Consider the following 16,705-nt stretch of genomic DNA (forward strand, 5'->3'; position numbering starts at 1 on the left):
AATGTCGGAACCTTTGGAGTCTCAAGACCCACTCGTCGAGCCGGAACCGGTTCTGGTTTCCCGGGACGACAGTGACAGCCTGGCGGGCCTGCGTGGGCAAGCGCAGGACATCATCGACGAAGTCCTCAGCGGCACCGAACCGGGCGGCGAACACCTCAGGGCAAAACTCAGGGCCAGCATTGCCCGACACCCCGGATTCCCGGAACTGGCACTGCTCGAGCACCTGATGAACCGGGCCAGCGGCAACTGACCAGCCCGGGGGTTGCACACGTTTTACACAGGGTTTACCCACGCGGTCTTGTTAGCCTCAACACAATCAGCACAGACTGAGTATCACGTGAAAGACGATTCACGGTGGTTGTTCAACCAGAGCAGCGGACAAGGAATGCAGTGATGCTCCGTCCCGCTCGTAGTGAAGTCGCTACTGGGCAGGGTCCGCAGACCGGGAGGTAGCAGTGGCCGGAATATTTGAAGTGTTTATTGACGGGGACTCCTTTTTCAGGTTCCGGCTCAAATCACCCGACGGACTCGTCATCGCGATTTCGACGCCGTTCGAGGACAAGCCCTCGGTGGTCGCCGGAATTGCCGCTGCGCGGGAGTGCGCAGGCATGGGACTGGTCACCGACCTTTGCCCGGCGGCGGTCGTACGCGAACCGGCCGTGACTGTTCGTCCGGGCACGGATGCCCAGGCATGCCACGAACCGCGCAAGGCGGTGGACGCATTCCGCACCCGCGCCAAGGAACTCCGGCGGGCATCAACCGCGCCGAGATGGACCGGCGCGGCGTAAGAGGGCGGCAACGTCAGGACCGACGGCGCACTGGGGGACTCACCTGGGTCTCAGCAGGCAAGATGCGCCGCCGGCCGTTTTGGTCCAGCCCTCATTCTCCCACCTTTGCCCCGCCCTGACTATCTTCACGATGAGCCTAGCCTTCACGATGAGCCTTGCGCGGGACCGTGGGACAGCGCAATTGGTCAGTCGTGCTTGCGCGCTCGACTTGGCTGCACACGGGACGGTTCACCCGGCATCTTCGGGTAGTCGGGCGGGAACGGCAGCTCCCCGAGCCCGGCGCCGAGGTCCCGTTCCCACCATTGAAGCAGGACGTCGATTTTCCCTGCTTTGGAGTTCATGTCACCCCAAGGGTCCCCCACGGATTTCAGCCTTCCGGGCACCGTGAGGATGGTGAAGTTCTTGGGGTCGGCGGTTTCCAGTTCCTCCCAAGTGATTGGACAGGAGACCGGAGCATGGGCGAGTGCGCGCGGGCTGTACGCCCCGGCGATGGTGCGGTCCCGGTTGGCCTGGTTGAAGTCCACGAACACCCGTTCGCCTCGTTCTTCCTTCCACCAAGCGGTGGTGACCTTGTCCGGCATCCGCCGCTCAAGCTCGCGGGCGGCGGCAATCACGGCATGCCGAACGTCCAGGAACTCATGCGAGGCTTCAATCGGAGCGTAGACATGAAGTCCCCGGTTTCCTGAGGTCTTGATGAAGGTGGTCAGCCCGGCCTCCGCAAGGACGTTCTTCAGCTCAAGCGCGGCGGGAATCGCGTCGTCGAAATCTGTTCCGGGCTGGGGATCCAGGTCGATCCGCAACTGGTCGGGGTTGTCCGTGTTTTCGGCGCGTGACGGCCACGGGTGGAAGACCACCGTGTTCATCTGGACGGCCCACACGGCCGCGGCTGGCTCGTCGAGGACCAATTGGGGATGCGAGCGCGCACTCGGATAGATCACCTTTACTGAGCGGATAAAATCGGGGGTTCCTTTCGGCGGATTCTTGGAGAAGAACTGTTCTCCGTCGACGTTGTCCGAAAAGCGCTGCAGCGAAACCGGCCGGTCCCCGTTCGCCGCTATGAATGCTTCCCCGACATCAACAATGTAGTGCGCGAGGTCCAGCTTGGTCAGGCCCACCTCCGGCCAGAGAACCCGGCTGGGACTGGAGATCCGCATTTCCCGGGAACCGTTCGGCCCGTCAACGGTGAGGGTAGTTGCTTCGGTAGCCATGGGGACAAGCTACCCCAGGGCCGCCCCTTGCGTCAGCACCGCAACGGACCGAATGGACGTTGGTCCCGCGTTTCCGGCTTATGGGGACGGGTTCAACACCATTGCCGAGCCGCCGCCGCGCCGGACCGGTTCGGCGGCGGCGATCAGGCGCCCGTCGGGCCTGAACTCGATCGCTGTTGCGGCACCGATCTCGGCCGCCGATGTGAAAGCGTCACCGGATGGCGTGAACCGGTGGCCAAACGGTGTGAGTTGGCTCGCGAATGCCGTGATGAACTCCGGTTCGGCTGTGACCGTCGCAGTGTTGCGTTGAGAGGCGCGCGGTGCGGCGATCGCGTCGGAAATGCTCATGCCCAGGTCCACCCTGTTCAGGATCGTCTGCAGCACCGTGGTGATGATCGTCGATCCGCCGGGTGAGCCGAGAGCGAGGAACGGCTTACCGTCCTTGAGGATGATGGTCGGGGACATCGAGGAGCGTGGGCGCTTGCCGGGATCGATCCGGTTTGGATCGCTCACGCTGTAAACGGCCGAGAAATCGGTCAGCTCGTTGTTGAGCAGGAACCCGCGTCCCGGCACCACGATGCCTGATCCGCCGGTTTGCTCGATGGTGAGCGTGTATTCGACCACGTTCCCCCACTTGTCGGCGACCGTCATGTTGGTCGTCGAGATGTTTTCCGTGTCCTTCTCGTCGGTGAGCGCCGCCGCGGAAGCCGGGCACACGCCGTCGTACGTCGACACATCTCCCGGCGCGACGGGCTTCGTTGCAGCGTGCAAGGGGTCGATCTTGCAGGCGCGCTCCTTGCCGAACAGCGGATCGGTGAGCGCATCGGTGGGAACGTCAACGAACGCAGGGTCGCCAACGTACTTCCCCCGGTCCGCGAAAGCGAGTGCGCTCGCCTCGAGGTAGTGGTGCAGGGCAGCTGGCTTGGACATCTCCGAAAGGTTGACCGTGTCCAGGATGTTCAGCGCCTCGCCTACCGTGGTGCCCCCGCTGCTCGACGGCGCCATTCCGTAGACGTCGAGGCCGCGGTAGTCGACGTGGGTGGGTGCTTGGTCCAGGGGCTCGTACGCGGCCAGGTCGGCGGGGGTCATGTGTCCCACCGGGATGGGCAGCTTAGTGGTGTCGGTCTTCGGCGGTGCCTGGACTGTTGCTGCGATCTCAGCGGCGAGTGGACCACGGTAGAAGGCGCTGATGCCCTGCTTCGCGAGGAGCCGGTAGGTCGCGGCGAGGTCGTGGTTCTGGAAGATGCTGCCGACGGCGGGTGCGTCGCCTCCCGGCAGGTACAGCTTGCTCGTGGAGCTGAACGCGGCGAAACGGAGCTTGTTGTCCAGTGTCTGCTGACGGAACGTCGGGTCGACGACGAAGCCCCGGGTCGCGACTTTGATGGCAGGCTGCAGGGCGTCGCCAAGGCTCAAGGTACCCCAGCGCTCCAGCGCGCGTTGCCAAGTGGCCGCGGTGCCGGGGACGCCCACGGAAACGCCGCTCGTGACGAGCTCAGGCGTGAAGTTATACGGCTTCCCCGTGGCGGGATCAATGAACGCATCGTGGGGCATTGCCGCCGGGGCGGTCTCGCGGCCGTCGATGGTGCCGATCCTGCCCGTCTTCGCGTTGTAGAACACGAAGTAGCCGCCACCGCCGATCCCTGCGCTGTATGGCTCGGTCACGCCCAGGGTTGCTGCCGCGGCGACGGCGGCGTCAGCTGCGTTGCCGCCCTTGCGGAGGACCTCGATGGCGGCGGCGGAGGCCTCGGGGTCAACGGTGCTGACCGCGCCGCCATATCCGGTGGCGGTGGCGGTCTTTTCAGTCTGGCGCGGATCCGCAAAGGCGGGGTTGGCGACGGCGCCGCTCGTCACGCTCAGCGCAAGTACTGCGGTTAGGGAGGCGATTCGAAGTTTGCGATGTGACATGGTCGCTCCTCAAAGGTGGTGCGAGGTGGGTGGGGCCACCCTACTCCGCCGTTGCGCGACGCTCAACGGGTCCAGAGAGCGCGGCAGATGTGCGGGCGATGCTGAGGGGCCGCACCTCGTATGATGAGGTTGCGTCAGTCGCGCCAGGCCCTTGCATGTCGCCGAGGCCGGCCAGCTTGCCTGGTGGACGCAGGACTTGTCGGCTCAAAGAAAGCGAGTGGAGTCGTGCCGGATGGCCCCGCCACGGGAGACAGCGATGCCCTTGTGGCAGGTCGCTACAGGCTCGGAACCCTGATCGGACGCGGGGCGACAGCGTCGGTGTACCGGGCGCAGGATGAAACGCTCGGCCGCCACGTGGCGCTGAAACTCTTTGCTCCCCTATTGGGAGGGCCGCACGAGCTTGCCCGGCATGAAAACGAGATGCGGCTCCTGGCAACATTCAACCATCCGTCCCTCGTCACCCTCTTCGACGCCGGTACCGACCATCGGGACCCGGAGCATGCCCGGACATTCATTACGATGGAACTGATTCATGGCCCCGACCTGCATGCCAGATTGCGGAACGGAGCGCTGGCGACCCAGGACGTGGCCCATATCGGGGCGGATCTGGCATCGGCCCTGGAATACATCCACGGGCGTGGGATCATCCACCGCGATATCAAACCCGCCAATGTCCTTCTGGCTGATGGTCCCGAAGGATCCCCCGTCCGGCCCAAACTCACCGACTTCGGAATCGCCCGCATCATCGAAGGAACACGCCTGACAGCAACGGGCACGATGGTGGGAACCGCGGCATACCTGAGCCCGGAACAGGCCACCGGCTCTGCCCTGGGACCGGCAAGCGATATCTACTCCCTCGGACTCCTTCTCCTCGAATGCCTCACTGCAAAGCTCGAATATCCGGGGACGAGCGTCGAGTCGGCCGTTGCGAGGCTCCACCGACCGCCCCGTGTGCCGGAAGCCCTCGGGACGCGGTGGGTTGACCTCCTCACCGCCATGACATCGGCTCAGCCTTCTGCACGACCTGCCGCGCGCGACGTAGAGCAAGCGCTGCGGAGTGCCCTCAGTTCCGGCGTCCCTGCGGCGATGCCCGTTGGCGCCAACGGAGCCACGCAGACCCTTCCCCGTATGCCCGACCGCCCGCCCCGTACGCCCAAAGCAGACATCCAGACGCGCGTTCAGCCCGTGGCAACGGCGGGCGAGAGTACCGTCGTCGTGCCGCCCATACGAAACAGGCGCCCATGGCGGGGGAAACCGCCAAGCCGCGCGCGCAGATCGGCGTGGGCTGTCGGCGGCGCACTTCTTACCACTGCCTTGGTGATCGTTGGCGTGAGCGCCTTCCAGCCGCCTGCTCCCGCCGCCCCGGAGCCGTCCGTCACGGCAACGCGCACGCCCAGCGCCCCTGCGTCAACCCCACCACCCTCACCGAGCATTGAGCAGACATCGACACCGGTTGCGCCGGTTGCGCCGGTTGCGCCGGTTCCGGTGGTGCCGGCCCCCGGGCGCCACAAGGGCAACGGCAAAGGAAACGGCGGCTAGGAACCGGCGCCTGAGCTGACGAAAGCTAGCTTTGCGGGTCATACATGAACTCGCGGAGCTCCTGCGGGCAACGGCAGGCCACTGCGATCTTCCTCGCCCACTCGACCGCCTCCCCGCGCGTCGGCAGCTCCAGCACAGCGAACCCACCGGTGAGTTCGGAGCCCGGATAGATCTCGGTGCTCACCGCGCCGTCAGCGGAAACCAGCACCGGATCCACTTCCTCGTCTATCCCGCCGCCGAAAACGTAGACGCCCGCGGCCTTCGCCTCCTCAATCACAGCGTGGGCTTCGGCGGAGACCACCGGGAACTCCTCGTCGGTGAGTACCAGGGCTTCGCTCGGGAAGGAGATCAGGTATTTGGTCATGCCTCGATGCTCCCCCAGGGGCGGCCCGGACGGCAATGGCGTGTTCGGCCACTGTCCGGGGGCATGGAAAAGGCGAGGGTCCGCGTGCCGACCCTCGCCTTCGCTCCTGCTGTTGCTAGATGCCGCCGTCGCGCGTATCCCTGGTCACGATGCGTTCCCCCGTGGCCGGGTCTACTGTGGCGCGGCTTTCGCTGATCCGACGGGTCCGGCGCGGGCCGAACACGAAGAGGGAAACGATCAAGCCGATCACTCCGACGACCATGAGGATGTAGCCGACCATATGGAGGTCGATGAATGACACGACATCCCCGGGGACGGCGAAGGCCAGAATGGCGCCTATCGCGATAAGGAAGATAGATGATCCGATACCCACTGCTGTACCTCCTGCTGAACCGCGGACCCGGCGGTGCGGGTATTACTAAGGTTGCTTTGCATTGAAAAAACTACACGTCAACACCTCATCCGGCAACCGCATGCCTGTATCCGGGATCCCCGCGGCACAGGAGCAAAAACAGTAAGGGTGCTTTGCTTTTTGGTAACTGCCGGGTACGGTCGGACAAGGACCATATGTATCTATTGGGGAGGCCAGCGAATGGCGGGCACGTTTGAACTGTTTGTCGATGCCCGCGAACGGTACCGGTTCCGGCTGAAGGCGGCGGACGGGACTGTCATGGCGGTCTCGAAGGAATTTGAGACCAAACGCGCCGCAGTGGTGGGAATCCGCGAAGTGCGGGCATGTGCGGGAATGGGACTGATCACGGACCTGTGTCCGAGCCAGCCGGCGGCATCCGGACCGGCATCGGGAATGTCCGCGCCGGCCGCTGCCCAAGCGGGACCGGGCCGGGTCCGGAACTGGCTGGGCCGAACGTCCATAGTCCGGAGGCGGGGCTACAAAGCGCGCACGTCCAAGGGATGGCTGAGCGGGTGGAAATAGCAGCGTCTAATGGCGGGGTCGCTTGGCGCCGAACCGCGGAAGTGGCCGGGACTCAAAGGAGTCCCGGCCATTTCCGTCGCGCTTAGTACGTCTTCATGGCTTCCGGCGGCCGGGTGGTCCATTCGGTCTCGGTGGCCCGCATCTGGGCAACCTCGGCCGGGACCACCCTGTGGTTGCAGCGGCTCGGGTTCCTGGCTGATGCTATGCGGCCAGCCTGGCCTGGATCGCCTCTCTAAGCGACGCCAGGCTGGGCAGGCCCGAGAGGCCGCCGGCCGTACGGTAGACCCGGCACGTCATGGCCGGTTCCGCCGTGGAGGGGAAGAGGTCGATTCCGTTCACCATGAATGTCGGGGATCCGTGGAATCCGGACGCAGCGGCTTCTTCGTCGGTCATGATCTCCCTGGCCGCAATCAAGGCAGGGGCCTTCCCTTCCAGTTCCACGGCCCGTGCGAACAGTTCCCGGGCCGCGGAACTGTGCGGACAGTCCTGGATGGTGAGCAATTCGAAGTCCATTGCCCTATTATCCGGCCCTGCACCGTCCGGGTCACAGCAGGTCGGCGTGATGCTCCGCGACGACGTTCGGGTGGGCCCGAAGCCTGTAACGGAGGGCGTTGTCCCCGTAGGTTTCCAGAATCGGGCTGTTCGTGGGGTCAACCGACAAGCCACGCGCTTTTGCCTGGAATTCCGGGCTCATGGCAAGCCGCGGCATGGTCGCGTCAAGGGCGGGATTGTAGAAGAAGGGTAGGGAAATCCGGTCCGTGCCGCGAAGCGGCGAGATCACGCGGTGCAGGGTCGCCTTGAGGTAGCCGTTGGTGGCCAGCTCCAGCATTTCGCCGATATTGACCACGAATGTCCCCGGCACTTGGGGCGCGTCGATCCACTTCCCTTGGTACTCGACCTGGAGACCGCCCTTCCCGGGCTCAACCAGCAATAGAGTCAGCACTCCGCCGTCGCGATGGGAACCCACGCCCTGCTTCGGTTCCGGGTTCGACTCCCCCGGATATCTCACAATCTTGAGGACGGGGAAAGCCCGCGCGGCGAATGCCGCATCAAAGGTGTCCTCGGGCGCTCCGAGGGAAACTGCCAGGGCCCGCAACAACGCAAGTGAGATGGTGCTCAGCCGCTCGGTCCATTCCGAGACGATTTCCCGCATTTCAGGCAGCGCAGCCGGCCACAGGTTGGGCCCCTCCAGGCGCCAATATTCGGCGACACCCGGGCCCGGCTCAACTGCGTCACGTTCGACGCCGATGTCGATCTGCTCCCGCCAGTCGATCCCGCCGCCCGTGAGCTCGCCGCCAACGCGGGTGTAGCCGCGGAACTGGGGGCTGTGGACATTCTCGATCGCGAGCTTTTCTTCTTCCGGCAGCTCGAAAAAACGGCGCGACACGTCGAGGATGGCGTCCGTCAGCTCCTGCGGGATGCCGTGGCCGGCCAGGTACAGGAAGCCAACCTCATGCATGGCGTCGCGCAGTTCGTTACGGAACCTGGAGGCCTCGTCCGGGCCTGCATCCAGACGGGAGAAATCGATCACGGGCAATGTATCGAGCGTCAATGCACTTCGTCCTTTTCATCGAATGCCGCGAGCGTGCGGATTGTCCCGTCGCTTTCAGCCCGGCTGCTTGGGATGCCACACACCGAAACGGTTGCCGTGCGGGTCCAGGAGGTGCGCGAACTCGATCGAGCCGTTATCGACGAACGGGATGGCTACGCTCGCGCCGAGCGACTCGGCCTTGGCGATCGCGGCTTTCACATCGTCGACTTGTACGTAGAAGATCGCCCACGAGGTTCCCTCAAGCGAGGAAGTGTCCCACAGCCCACCCTTGTCGCCGTTCACCATCTGGTAGCCGGCAGGCGAGGACTCACCGAAGGTCCAGTCGAAGAGCGAGCCGTAGAAGGCCCGCGCCCTCTCGGGATCGGGCGATCCGACTTCGAAGTAGTTCACTGTGGACGCCATGGCTGTCTCCTTTCGATTTCCGCCGCAGATAAAGGACGGAGGCCGCCCGCGAGACCTGGGGGCGGCCTTTTCGAATAGTTAGGGCAGGACCTTGTAGAGGTCTACAACTGTCTCTTCCGGGGGCGACTCGAATCCGCCCTCGATGCCCGCCTGCATGCGGGGCATGAGGATGCCGTCGCGGAACTTCTCCCAACTTTCCTTCGACTCGTGGACGGCCATGATGGTCCAGCCGCCGGCCGACGGGCCTGCCGCATGGAAAGTCTGACCGTCGGGCAAGAGCCCCTCTCCTGGGTGGACGGCGGCGATAGACGCCTCGTATTGTTCCTTCGTGCCTCCAGGGAAGAAGTGCACGACTCCGTAGGGTGCGGCTTCCATATCTGCTCCTTGCTGGTGTGGACGGGTGTGGACATGCCAAGCAATAGACCCCGCTGCCCGGGATGTCAATGAGCTTTCACGGGCAGCGTCCAAATCCCGGATTCAGGTCCAGAATTCGTCTGCCTTTGCCGTGTCCTCGAAAAACTCCCGGCCCTCTACAACCTTTCCGTCGCGGAGCACGAAGGCGATGGCAGTTGCCATGTCCAGGGTCTTTCCGTTGTTTTCGGCGTGGGTCTGCTGAAGTGCTATTGTGTGGTCTTCTCCGCCGACGACGTCCTGGACCACCGCTTGGAAGGACCCCTGGGAACGCTCTCCCAGCTCGCCAAAATAGGCCAGTATGGCGTCGCGTCCCTGCTTCGTCCCGGACAGCACGCCGCTTCCAGCTGCGTACCAAACCGCATCCTCTGCGAACAGCTCGCTGAGTGTCGCCAGATCACCTGTGTTGAAGGCCTCGTACCCCCGCCGGACCAATTCGGCGTTTTCTGTAGCTCCCATGTTCGGATACCTCTCCGTCATCCTCGTCGGTCAATGGGACGGCTTAAGGCTATTCCTGGGCCGGGTGCCTGTCGATGGAAAGCTCCAAGTCCGGGGACCACACTACGGGCCCCTGCCGCCAATTCAGTGGCAAGCTTGACCACACAAACTCCGCACCCGTATGGAGGGCAAGCCGTGATTGACACCGCTGAGGCCGTTCTTCACGACGGTACGACCATCGCCATAAGCATCCACGGAAACGGGCGCGCCGTGATGATCCCGGCGCGCTTCGCCCCCTATCCGCAGGAGGAAGCCGAAACGATGCGCCGTTGGGGCGCTGATCCGGATCTGGGACCCAACGTGGTCAACGGACTCGCGCGATCCCACCGTGTCGTCGTCGCCGATTACGAAAGCCACCGGATGGCACACCCCGCACCGGACACCCTTACTCCGGAGAATGTCACGGCTGATCTCCTTGCTATCGCCGACGCCGCAGATGCCGGCACCTTCGCCTACTACGGCTACTCCTGGCTGGCACTCTGTGGCTTGCAACTAGCAATCCGCACTGATCGGCTTTGGGCATTGGTGATGGGCGGATTCCCACCCCTCGATGGACCATACGAGAGCATGTTGGCGGTGACCCGGGCAGCACACTCGATGTCCATGCAATCCGCCGACGTGGTTCCTTCACCTGCTCCTGACGTTGAGCCTGGAGACTGGGATTCCGTACCCGTTCAAACGAACGAAGCGCAGACCCGCCAGTTTGTGACCCTCTACGAAGCCCTACAGGATTTCGACGATTCCTCCGCCGCGGTTCCGCCAGGCTTGCCCCGGCTCGCCTTCGCAGGGGCGGACGACCGGATCGATTACGGCCCGGCGTGGGGCAACGTCCAGGTAAAGATCAGCGAGCCCCTGACAACGCACAAACAAGCCCTGATCAACGCCGGGTGGGATGTCCGTGTGCTTCCCGGCCTCGATCACATCGGAGCGATGCATAGCTCTGTCGTCTTGCCTGTCCTGTCGGACTGGCTCCGGAAGTTTGGCTAGGCCTTGTGCTCATTCACGAGGCTCTTGAGACACGTCCGGGCCGGTGGGACGATGAAGCAGTGAATCCCTTCTTCGAGTTTGTCGGCCACTTCTGGTGGCTGGTCTTTCCGCTGAGCGGGATAGCCGGCGGTTGGGCGCGGTCCTGGTCCAGGGCCAGCGAAAGGCGGCATCGCCGTCGGGTGGAGCTCTATCAGCTCCAGAACCGAGCGGCGCAAGCGGAGCAGGCCAGCCAGGCCGAGGTCCTGCGGCTGCAAGAGGCGCACGACGCGGTGAACCGGCGATGGCTGGAGTACGAACTCGACGTCGGCAAACTCATCGATTTTCCGATCATGTCGGATGTACGCGAGCCGCTCACCGTGGCGTTTCTCCGGGCCAAACGGGAGGCTGACGGCTTGCGTCCGGCAACTCCGGAAGAAATCACGACGGCGGCACGGCTGGCGGAGTATCGCATGGCCGTTCGCAGCTTCGAGCTGGCGTTCGATGTGGCGGAGCGGGAAGCCAGACGCGTCAAGGACAGCAATTTCACCGAGTCCGAGCGTCAGCGTCTGGCGACCGCCAGGAAGCTCCTCAGGATCGCTTCTGACAGTGCAGCGACGCCGGCAGAACGGCAGACGGCGTACAAGCGCGCCCGGCGCGAATTGGATGGGCTGATTGTCCTGCCCGAAGCGACCATCGCGGCCTTGGAAGAGAAAATCGCGGGAATGCTCGACGCACCCAAGGCTCCCGACTTCCATCAAAGCTGACAGGTGCAGTTGTCAGTGTTTGAAGGGATGAATGATCACGTATTTGTGATGCTTCCGGTGACGGGTCCTGGAACGGCGTGGAGTCAGTCCTAGAGGGGGTAGCCCAAGAGATTTCCGCCTGGCTGACAATCGAATATTTGCGTAAACCAGGAAAAGGAAGAAGCCCAGGGAAGGGATGAGCAGCACGAGAATCCAAGCCAAATCGCTCACAGCGCGCCTCCTATGCTCAGTTTCCGACCGAGCAAAGCTGTCGTCAAGATTGCGCTATTCGGTAGTGCACTCCACCTCAGCAGAGACCGGGGGGCTATCCACGGGGCCATGCGAGGCGTAGCTTTTTTCTCATCCCGGCAAGTCTGATTTGGCCGGGAACCGGCACTTACGAGGAGGACATCATGGACAACTTTCTCCGACGCGGCGGACTCGAAGTCCCGGAGCCCGTCCGACGCTTCCTTCAAGGCGAATCCGATCCTTCGCTCCGCATCGAGCAATACCAGGAGGGGGACACGCTCGTGGTCAGAGTGGATCTGCCGGGAATCGATCCGGAAACCGACGTCGACATCAGCATCGCCGACGACAATCTTCATATCCAGGCTCGGCGCGAAGAGGATGCCGAACGCATGGACAAGAGGGGCTACCGGAGCGAGCTCCGCTACGGCGAACGGTCCCGCAGCATCCCGTTGCCCCGCGGCGTGAGCCAGGACGGCATCGTCGCCACGTACGAGGACGGCGTCCTCGAAATCCGTATCCGGATCCCCGAACAGCCAGAGACGCCGACCACCAAAATCCGCGTTGTCCGTACGGGTGGCCGCGAAGCCAACCAGTCTCCGGAGGAGCCGCTGACCTAGCTCAGCCAACTGGCCCGGCGCAGGAGCCAGCCTAAAGACGCAAGCCTAAGAACCTCCGTTCCGTCCGTTTGGCCGCCGCGCTTTTTGGAGCCGCGGGGCTGGCCGCTTGTCCTGGGGAGCGGCGGCCTCGAGGTCAGTGGCGGGCATTGCGAGGACGGCGACGACGGTGAGAGCTGCGCTCACAAGCACGGCGAGGAATACCGCCGCAGAGGCGAATACAACTGCCTGCGAACTCTTCCCGCCACCGGGGCTGCCGGCATAGATCGCATTGGCCACGGCCCCGAAAACGGCTACGCCAAGCGAGCTGCCGATGGATCGCGCGAAGAGGTTGGTGCCCGTTACGACTCCGCGTTCGTGCCATTCGACGCTGGACTGGGCTGCGATCAGGCTCGGGGTAGCAAGTAGCCCCAGTCCGAGTCCGGCGACAAAGCAGCTGCCTGCGACGAGCACGAGATTCGGTGTGTATGCCGTAATTGCGAGGACCGCCGAACCGATGAGGGTGATGGTGATCCCGATCAATGCTGTTGCCCTGAAGCCGATCCGGAGGTAGAAACGGCCCGACTGCGAGGCGCTGATCGGCCAGCCGATTGTCAGGGCCGCCAGGGATAGGCCCGCAGTGAGTGGCGACACCGAAAGCGCGCCTTGAAGGAAGGTGGGAACGTACGAGGTGAGGCCAAGCACGATTGCTCCAGCCCCGAAGGAGATCAGTGCGGTCGTGGCAAGAAGGCGCCTCGACACGACCCACGGCGGAAGGACAGGTTCAGCCGCTCGTCTCTCGACCACGACGAAGGCAACGAGCAGGACTGAACCAACGGCGAACACTGCGATGCTGATCGGAGAGTCCCAGGCCCATGCCTGGCCACCTTCCAGGGCGCCGAGGATGGTCAAGGTTAACGTGACCGTGAGAAGCGCGGCTCCAAGATAATCGACGCGGTGCTTTACCCGTTCGATGTTCTCCTGGAACCTTTGCACGAGCATCCACGCAGCCACGATGCAGAGCGGAACGTTGACCAGGAAGATTCCGCGCCAGACTCCAAGCGAGGAGAACACCCCGCCCAGAGTTGGACCGACAACCGACGAAGTCGCCCACACGCTCGCGAGGTAGCCTTGCACCTTCGCGCGCTCGGCCAGGGTGTAGATATCGCCGGCGATGGTGATGGCCACGGGTAGAACCGCGCCGGCGCCCAAGCCCTGCACTACGCGGAAGGCGATGAGCGCGGGCATGCTCCACGCCAACCCGCAAAGGATCGATCCGAGCAGGAAGAGGCCAATGCCAGTGAGAATGATCGGTTTCCGACCCGCCATATCGGAGAGTTTCGCGTAGACCGGAACCGAGACGGCCTGCGCGAGCAGGTAGGCGGAGAAGAGCCACGGAAACGAGGCGAACCCACCGATTTCATGCACGATCGAAGGCACGGCGGTGGCCACGATGGTGGCATCGATCGCGACGAGACCGCTCGAGAGCATCAGGGCTATGAGTATCGGGCCCCGCTTGGAACGAAAGCCTACGCCGTCGCTTTGAGTTGCCATGTCGGCCCTGTCTTTCCCCTACGCTCGGGCGTATCCTAATTACGTTTCCGGCACCGGCCTCGGCCGGCGTTTTTCTCTGCACCCACTCAGTTAGGCGTCATCCATGGAGATGAACATCAGGGACCACTGGGACATGCTCAGCCCCGAAACCCAGCACTGGCTAACGGACAACCCTGGATGCGTGGTTTTGCCGCGAACCATCACGGAAATAATCCATCAGGAAACCGGCATCACCCCGGATTCCGACCGCCACAGCCAAGTCAGCCTCTCCCCCGAGGACCTGAGCTTCATCCGGGCCAAGGCTGAAGCAGGCCAGGTCCGGCCGAAGTAACCGACGCCGAAGTAACCGATCCCGTCAGTTGTCGCCGTCTTCATCAGCCGGCGTCGGTCGATCGGCGGCCTCACGTCGATCGGCGGCCTCACGCAGTGGCCCGACGGCCCCCTCCTTGCCGTAGTCCCCTTTGGCGTACTGGCCGATTTCCGACTCTGCTGTGCGCCCCGGAACCGCTCCGGCTTCGCCGAGGTCTGCCTTTGCGTAGCGCCCGGATTCCATGGCCTCCTCGCCCAAGGGTTCGGGCAAGCCTCCTTGACTGCCGGCCGTGCCGTAGTCGCCTGCGATGTATTGGCCTTCTACGTCTTCGGAGTGCCGCCCGGGCTCCGTTCCGGTCTTGCCGTAGTCCCCCTTGACGTATCGGCCGCGCAGTTCCGGTTTCCCGGGAACTCCGCTCTTCTCCTCTTCAGTGGGTGCTTCGACGCCGCTGCTTTCGGTCATGATCTTGCCTTTCCCGCAACCAACCTTGCGTCTCCTTGGCGCCCCTTAAGTTTATCGATGGGCTTTGCGGGGCAACAGGGCCACGCGTTGTCCTCGGGTCGCGCTTGTGTACCAACTCCCGCATGCGTTCCAACGTACTGAGTGTCCGGACCGTGATGTGCTGGTACTCCTGCGCGCGGCCTACCCGCGCGAGGACGCTACGGGAAGCATCGGTGCGGACCGACCAATAGATCCGGCGTCCGGCGGGTGTTATTTGTTCCACGTCCGGTTCCGGCTCCATACCGGACAGCAACTCGGCAGCGGTGACAGATCCAAGGAGGAAGATCACGTAGTGGGCGTGGCCGGGCTGCTCGCGCCACACCGCCGGTGCTTCTCGCAGCACGCGATCGAGTTGGGTTCCAGTCAGGACAACCGCTGGCGTGGGCCGCCCGAGCCGCTGCCCCACTGCGCGCCCAAGATCCTCGGCCAGGCGTGCCGTGCTGGTCCGCGGCGCCTCTATGACAAGGTTGCCGCTCGGCAGATATGTAGCCAGCACGGAGATACCCGTCTCCTCGACGCACTCACGTAAGGACGCCATCGTGATTCGCGAGTTAACCCCCGCGTTGACGGCCCGGAGTAGCACGACATAGCGCAAAGCCGACCTCCTATTGCTGCGCCATGGCGGCGCATCCGGTGGCGTTCGTGTATTTGCCCAGGGACGGCTTGTAGCTGTCAAGCTGAACGCTGGCCCTCACGAGTGCCCGGAGTTCGGACGGGCCACCCGTAACCGCTCCTGCGGCCCGGGCCTGAACCAGAACGTTCCCGAGCGCCGTGGCTTCCACGGGGCCGGCAATAACCGTCTTCCCGCTGGCATCCGCTGTGAGCTGGCACAGCAGCCTGTTCTGGGAGCCGCCACCCACGATGTGGACCACCGATGCGTGCTTGCCGGACAGTTCCTCGGCGCGTGCCAGGGTCCTGGCGTAGCCGGCTGCGAGGCTGTCCAGGATGCAGCGCACGACGGCGGCTGGCCGGTCTGGAAGGACGGCACCGCCGGCGCGAACCGCAGAGCGAATACGGTCCGGCATGTTGTCCGGCGCGATGAACGCCGGATCGTCGGCGTTGATCTGGGGGCCTCCGGCGGGAAGTGCCGCCGCGGACTCCAGGAGCGCGGCTAGTTCCTGTTGATGCCCTGCGGCGGCCCAGGTGCGTTGGCATTCGCTGAGCAGCCACAGTCCGCCGACGTTGCGCAGGTACCTGATGGTGCCGTCGACGCCCCGCTCGTTGGTGAAGTTGGCCAAGCGGCTTGCTTCATCGAGGACCGGGCTGTCCAATTCCACACCGACGAGGGACCAGGTGCCGGAGGAAATGTAGGCGAAGTCTTCCTGCCGGGCCGGAACGGCTGCCACGGCCGAGGCGGTGTCGTGCGATCCCACGGCAACCACAGCAGTCTCCGCCGGCAACCCCGTCCTGGCCGCGATCTCCGGCAAGAGCGTGCCTACGGTCCCGCCCGGCTGGATGATGGCCGGGAACAGGTTTTTCGGTATGCCGAGTGCCTTGAAGAAGTCGCAGGCCCACTCCCCCGCGACGGCGTCAAAAAGCCCGGTGGTGGACGCATTCGTGGCCTCGGTACGGCGTTGCCCGCTCAGCTTGAACGCAATCAAGTCGGGTATGAGCAACGCCTGGACGCCGCGCAGTTCTCGTTCGGTGGCAAGCTGGTAGAGCGTATTGAACTGGAGGAACTGCAGTCCGGTGGTGGCGTAAAGCCGCGCCGGGTCCAGCACCTTGTGGACGTCCGCGACGGCGGTGCGGCCGCGCTCGTCGCGGTAGCTGAACGGCTGCGCGATCAGCTTCCCGGCTTTATCCACGAGTCCGTAGTCGACGGCCCACGTGTCGATCCCGATGCTGGCGATCCGCTCCCCGCTTGCGGCGGCCGTTCCGGCGGCGGCCGCAAGTCCCGTGAGCACCTCGTCGAACAGTGCGTCGAAGTCCCAGTGGAGTCGGCCGTCGAGTTCTACGACCCCGTTGGGGAATCGGTGCACTGTTTCGAGCTCGGCCCGCCCGTCGGTGACCCGGCCGAGCATGACGCGGCCCGAGGACGCTCCGATATCGACCGCCGCGAAAACGCGGCCGGCATGGGCTTGCCCGTTCATCGGAGGAAGGCGGCCGCGACGCCCGCGTCCACCGGGATGTGCAGGCCCGTGGTGTGCGAGAGTTCGTTGCTGGTGAGCACGGCGGCCGCGTTGGCCAC

The 16,705-nt window shown here is 64.2% G+C and carries 21 protein-coding genes; 8 read left to right on the forward strand and 13 right to left on the reverse strand.

Annotation, left to right across the window (positions count from 1 at the left end; translation table 11 throughout):
• The first annotated feature begins 1 nt into the window (after window position 1).
• On the forward strand, window positions 2-250 hold the full coding sequence (locus tag AB0O52_RS21995) for a hypothetical protein (RefSeq protein WP_364542369.1): 249 nt from the start codon (window positions 2-4) through the stop codon (window positions 248-250).
• A gap of 205 nt (window positions 251-455) precedes the next feature.
• Complete coding sequence (locus tag AB0O52_RS22000; RefSeq protein ID WP_364542372.1) at window positions 456-788, forward strand: DUF1508 domain-containing protein; 333 nt, start codon at window positions 456-458, stop codon at window positions 786-788.
• 185 nt (window positions 789-973) lie between these two features.
• Here AB0O52_RS22000 and ligD read toward each other — a convergent pair whose 3' ends face one another.
• The gene (gene ligD / locus AB0O52_RS22005; protein ID WP_364542374.1) at window positions 974-1,996 is read right to left on the reverse strand and encodes a non-homologous end-joining DNA ligase; all 1,023 of its coding nucleotides are present in this window, start codon (window positions 1,994-1,996) and stop codon (window positions 974-976) included.
• 78 nt (window positions 1,997-2,074) lie between these two features.
• The gene (gene ggt / locus AB0O52_RS22010) at window positions 2,075-3,901 is read right to left on the reverse strand and encodes a gamma-glutamyltransferase (protein ID WP_364542376.1); all 1,827 of its coding nucleotides are present in this window, start codon (window positions 3,899-3,901) and stop codon (window positions 2,075-2,077) included.
• A gap of 225 nt (window positions 3,902-4,126) precedes the next feature.
• Here ggt and AB0O52_RS22015 point away from each other — a divergent pair, with 225 nt between their 5' ends.
• The gene (locus AB0O52_RS22015; protein ID WP_364542379.1) at window positions 4,127-5,440 is read left to right on the forward strand and encodes a serine/threonine-protein kinase; all 1,314 of its coding nucleotides are present in this window, start codon (window positions 4,127-4,129) and stop codon (window positions 5,438-5,440) included.
• A gap of 25 nt (window positions 5,441-5,465) precedes the next feature.
• On the opposite strand, the gene AB0O52_RS22020 is transcribed toward AB0O52_RS22015, so the two are convergent.
• Entirely contained in the window at window positions 5,466-5,804 is a 339-nt protein-coding gene (locus tag AB0O52_RS22020) for a transcription initiation protein (protein ID WP_364542382.1), read from the reverse strand.
• A 115-nt stretch (window positions 5,805-5,919) separates the two neighbouring features.
• A complete protein-coding gene (locus AB0O52_RS22025; protein WP_364542385.1) occupies window positions 5,920-6,177 on the reverse strand; it encodes a DUF6458 family protein in 258 nt (85 codons plus the stop codon).
• A 219-nt stretch (window positions 6,178-6,396) separates the two neighbouring features.
• Between AB0O52_RS22025 and AB0O52_RS22030 the strand changes: the two genes are divergently transcribed.
• Window positions 6,397-6,738 carry a DUF1508 domain-containing protein gene (locus AB0O52_RS22030; protein WP_364542388.1) on the forward strand — a complete coding sequence of 114 codons (342 nt, stop codon included), beginning with the start codon at window positions 6,397-6,399 and terminating at the stop codon, window positions 6,736-6,738.
• A 201-nt stretch (window positions 6,739-6,939) separates the two neighbouring features.
• On the opposite strand, the gene AB0O52_RS22035 is transcribed toward AB0O52_RS22030, so the two are convergent.
• From AB0O52_RS22035 to AB0O52_RS22055, 5 genes are all read right to left on the reverse strand, one after another.
• A complete protein-coding gene (locus tag AB0O52_RS22035) occupies window positions 6,940-7,251 on the reverse strand; it encodes a hypothetical protein (RefSeq protein WP_364542390.1) in 312 nt (103 codons plus the stop codon).
• Window positions 7,252-7,282: 31 nt separating this feature from the next.
• Complete coding sequence (locus tag AB0O52_RS22040; protein ID WP_364542393.1) at window positions 7,283-8,290, reverse strand: 2-oxoglutarate and iron-dependent oxygenase domain-containing protein; 1,008 nt, start codon at window positions 8,288-8,290, stop codon at window positions 7,283-7,285.
• 54 nt (window positions 8,291-8,344) lie between these two features.
• Complete coding sequence (locus AB0O52_RS22045; protein WP_364542395.1) at window positions 8,345-8,692, reverse strand: VOC family protein; 348 nt, start codon at window positions 8,690-8,692, stop codon at window positions 8,345-8,347.
• 78 nt (window positions 8,693-8,770) lie between these two features.
• Entirely contained in the window at window positions 8,771-9,067 is a 297-nt protein-coding gene (locus tag AB0O52_RS22050) for a hypothetical protein (protein ID WP_364542398.1), read from the reverse strand.
• 102 nt (window positions 9,068-9,169) lie between these two features.
• Complete coding sequence (locus AB0O52_RS22055) at window positions 9,170-9,562, reverse strand: nuclear transport factor 2 family protein (RefSeq protein ID WP_364542401.1); 393 nt, start codon at window positions 9,560-9,562, stop codon at window positions 9,170-9,172.
• Between the two features lie 174 nt (window positions 9,563-9,736).
• On the opposite strand from AB0O52_RS22055, the gene AB0O52_RS22060 reads away from it, so the two are divergent.
• From AB0O52_RS22060 to AB0O52_RS22070, 3 genes are all read left to right on the forward strand, one after another.
• Window positions 9,737-10,588, forward strand: coding sequence for an alpha/beta hydrolase (locus tag AB0O52_RS22060; protein ID WP_364542403.1), 852 nt, complete (start codon window positions 9,737-9,739; stop codon window positions 10,586-10,588).
• A gap of 59 nt (window positions 10,589-10,647) precedes the next feature.
• A complete protein-coding gene (locus AB0O52_RS22065) occupies window positions 10,648-11,331 on the forward strand; it encodes a hypothetical protein (RefSeq protein WP_364542405.1) in 684 nt (227 codons plus the stop codon).
• Between the two features lie 392 nt (window positions 11,332-11,723).
• Window positions 11,724-12,176 carry an Hsp20/alpha crystallin family protein gene (locus AB0O52_RS22070; protein ID WP_364542408.1) on the forward strand — a complete coding sequence of 151 codons (453 nt, stop codon included), beginning with the start codon at window positions 11,724-11,726 and terminating at the stop codon, window positions 12,174-12,176.
• Window positions 12,177-12,221: 45 nt separating this feature from the next.
• Here the strand turns inward: AB0O52_RS22070 and AB0O52_RS22075 are convergent, their stop codons facing one another.
• A complete protein-coding gene (locus tag AB0O52_RS22075; protein ID WP_364542411.1) occupies window positions 12,222-13,706 on the reverse strand; it encodes an MFS transporter in 1,485 nt (494 codons plus the stop codon).
• Window positions 13,707-13,809: 103 nt separating this feature from the next.
• On the opposite strand from AB0O52_RS22075, the gene AB0O52_RS22080 reads away from it, so the two are divergent.
• Window positions 13,810-14,037 (forward strand): hypothetical protein, encoded by a 228-nt coding sequence (locus tag AB0O52_RS22080; protein ID WP_364542414.1) that lies wholly within the window; start codon window positions 13,810-13,812, stop codon window positions 14,035-14,037.
• A gap of 24 nt (window positions 14,038-14,061) precedes the next feature.
• Here the strand turns inward: AB0O52_RS22080 and AB0O52_RS22085 are convergent, their stop codons facing one another.
• From AB0O52_RS22085 to AB0O52_RS22095, 3 genes are read right to left on the reverse strand one after another with little or no spacing between them, the layout of a single operon-like run.
• Entirely contained in the window at window positions 14,062-14,478 is a 417-nt protein-coding gene (locus tag AB0O52_RS22085; protein WP_364542417.1) for a hypothetical protein, read from the reverse strand.
• Window positions 14,444-15,100, reverse strand: coding sequence for a DUF1697 domain-containing protein (locus AB0O52_RS22090; RefSeq protein ID WP_364542426.1), 657 nt, complete (start codon window positions 15,098-15,100; stop codon window positions 14,444-14,446). The genes AB0O52_RS22085 and AB0O52_RS22090 overlap by 35 nt, the downstream gene beginning before the upstream one ends.
• 22 nt (window positions 15,101-15,122) lie before the next feature.
• On the reverse strand, window positions 15,123-16,607 hold the full coding sequence (locus AB0O52_RS22095; RefSeq protein WP_364542420.1) for a rhamnulokinase family protein: 1,485 nt from the start codon (window positions 16,605-16,607) through the stop codon (window positions 15,123-15,125).
• Window positions 16,608-16,705: the final 98 nt, after the last annotated feature.

It is taken from the genome of Arthrobacter sp. NPDC080073 (genome assembly GCF_040686575.1).
Taxonomy (GTDB): Bacteria; Actinomycetota; Actinomycetes; order Actinomycetales; family Micrococcaceae; genus Arthrobacter.

Coding starts and splice junctions, on each gene's coding strand:
- AB0O52_RS22075 (WP_364542411.1), bottom strand. CDS start 13,706: ATGGCAACTCAAAGCGACGGCGTAGGCTTTCGTTCCAAGCGGGGCCCG.
- AB0O52_RS22055 (WP_364542401.1), bottom strand. CDS start 9,562: ATGGGAGCTACAGAAAACGCCGAATTGGTCCGGCGGGGGTACGAGGCC.
- ligD (WP_364542374.1), bottom strand. CDS start 1,996: ATGGCTACCGAAGCAACTACCCTCACCGTTGACGGGCCGAACGGTTCC.
- AB0O52_RS21995 (WP_364542369.1), top strand. CDS start 2: ATGTCGGAACCTTTGGAGTCTCAAGACCCACTCGTCGAGCCGGAACCG.
- AB0O52_RS22080 (WP_364542414.1), top strand. CDS start 13,810: ATGGAGATGAACATCAGGGACCACTGGGACATGCTCAGCCCCGAAACC.
- AB0O52_RS22085 (WP_364542417.1), bottom strand. CDS start 14,478: ATGACCGAAAGCAGCGGCGTCGAAGCACCCACTGAAGAGGAGAAGAGC.
- AB0O52_RS22045 (WP_364542395.1), bottom strand. CDS start 8,692: ATGGCGTCCACAGTGAACTACTTCGAAGTCGGATCGCCCGATCCCGAG.
- AB0O52_RS22070 (WP_364542408.1), top strand. CDS start 11,724: ATGGACAACTTTCTCCGACGCGGCGGACTCGAAGTCCCGGAGCCCGTC.
- AB0O52_RS22050 (WP_364542398.1), bottom strand. CDS start 9,067: ATGGAAGCCGCACCCTACGGAGTCGTGCACTTCTTCCCTGGAGGCACG.
- AB0O52_RS22095 (WP_364542420.1), bottom strand. CDS start 16,607: ATGAACGGGCAAGCCCATGCCGGCCGCGTTTTCGCGGCGGTCGATATC.
- AB0O52_RS22030 (WP_364542388.1), top strand. CDS start 6,397: ATGGCGGGCACGTTTGAACTGTTTGTCGATGCCCGCGAACGGTACCGG.
- AB0O52_RS22020 (WP_364542382.1), bottom strand. CDS start 5,804: ATGACCAAATACCTGATCTCCTTCCCGAGCGAAGCCCTGGTACTCACC.
- ggt (WP_364542376.1), bottom strand. CDS start 3,901: ATGTCACATCGCAAACTTCGAATCGCCTCCCTAACCGCAGTACTTGCG.
- AB0O52_RS22035 (WP_364542390.1), bottom strand. CDS start 7,251: ATGGACTTCGAATTGCTCACCATCCAGGACTGTCCGCACAGTTCCGCG.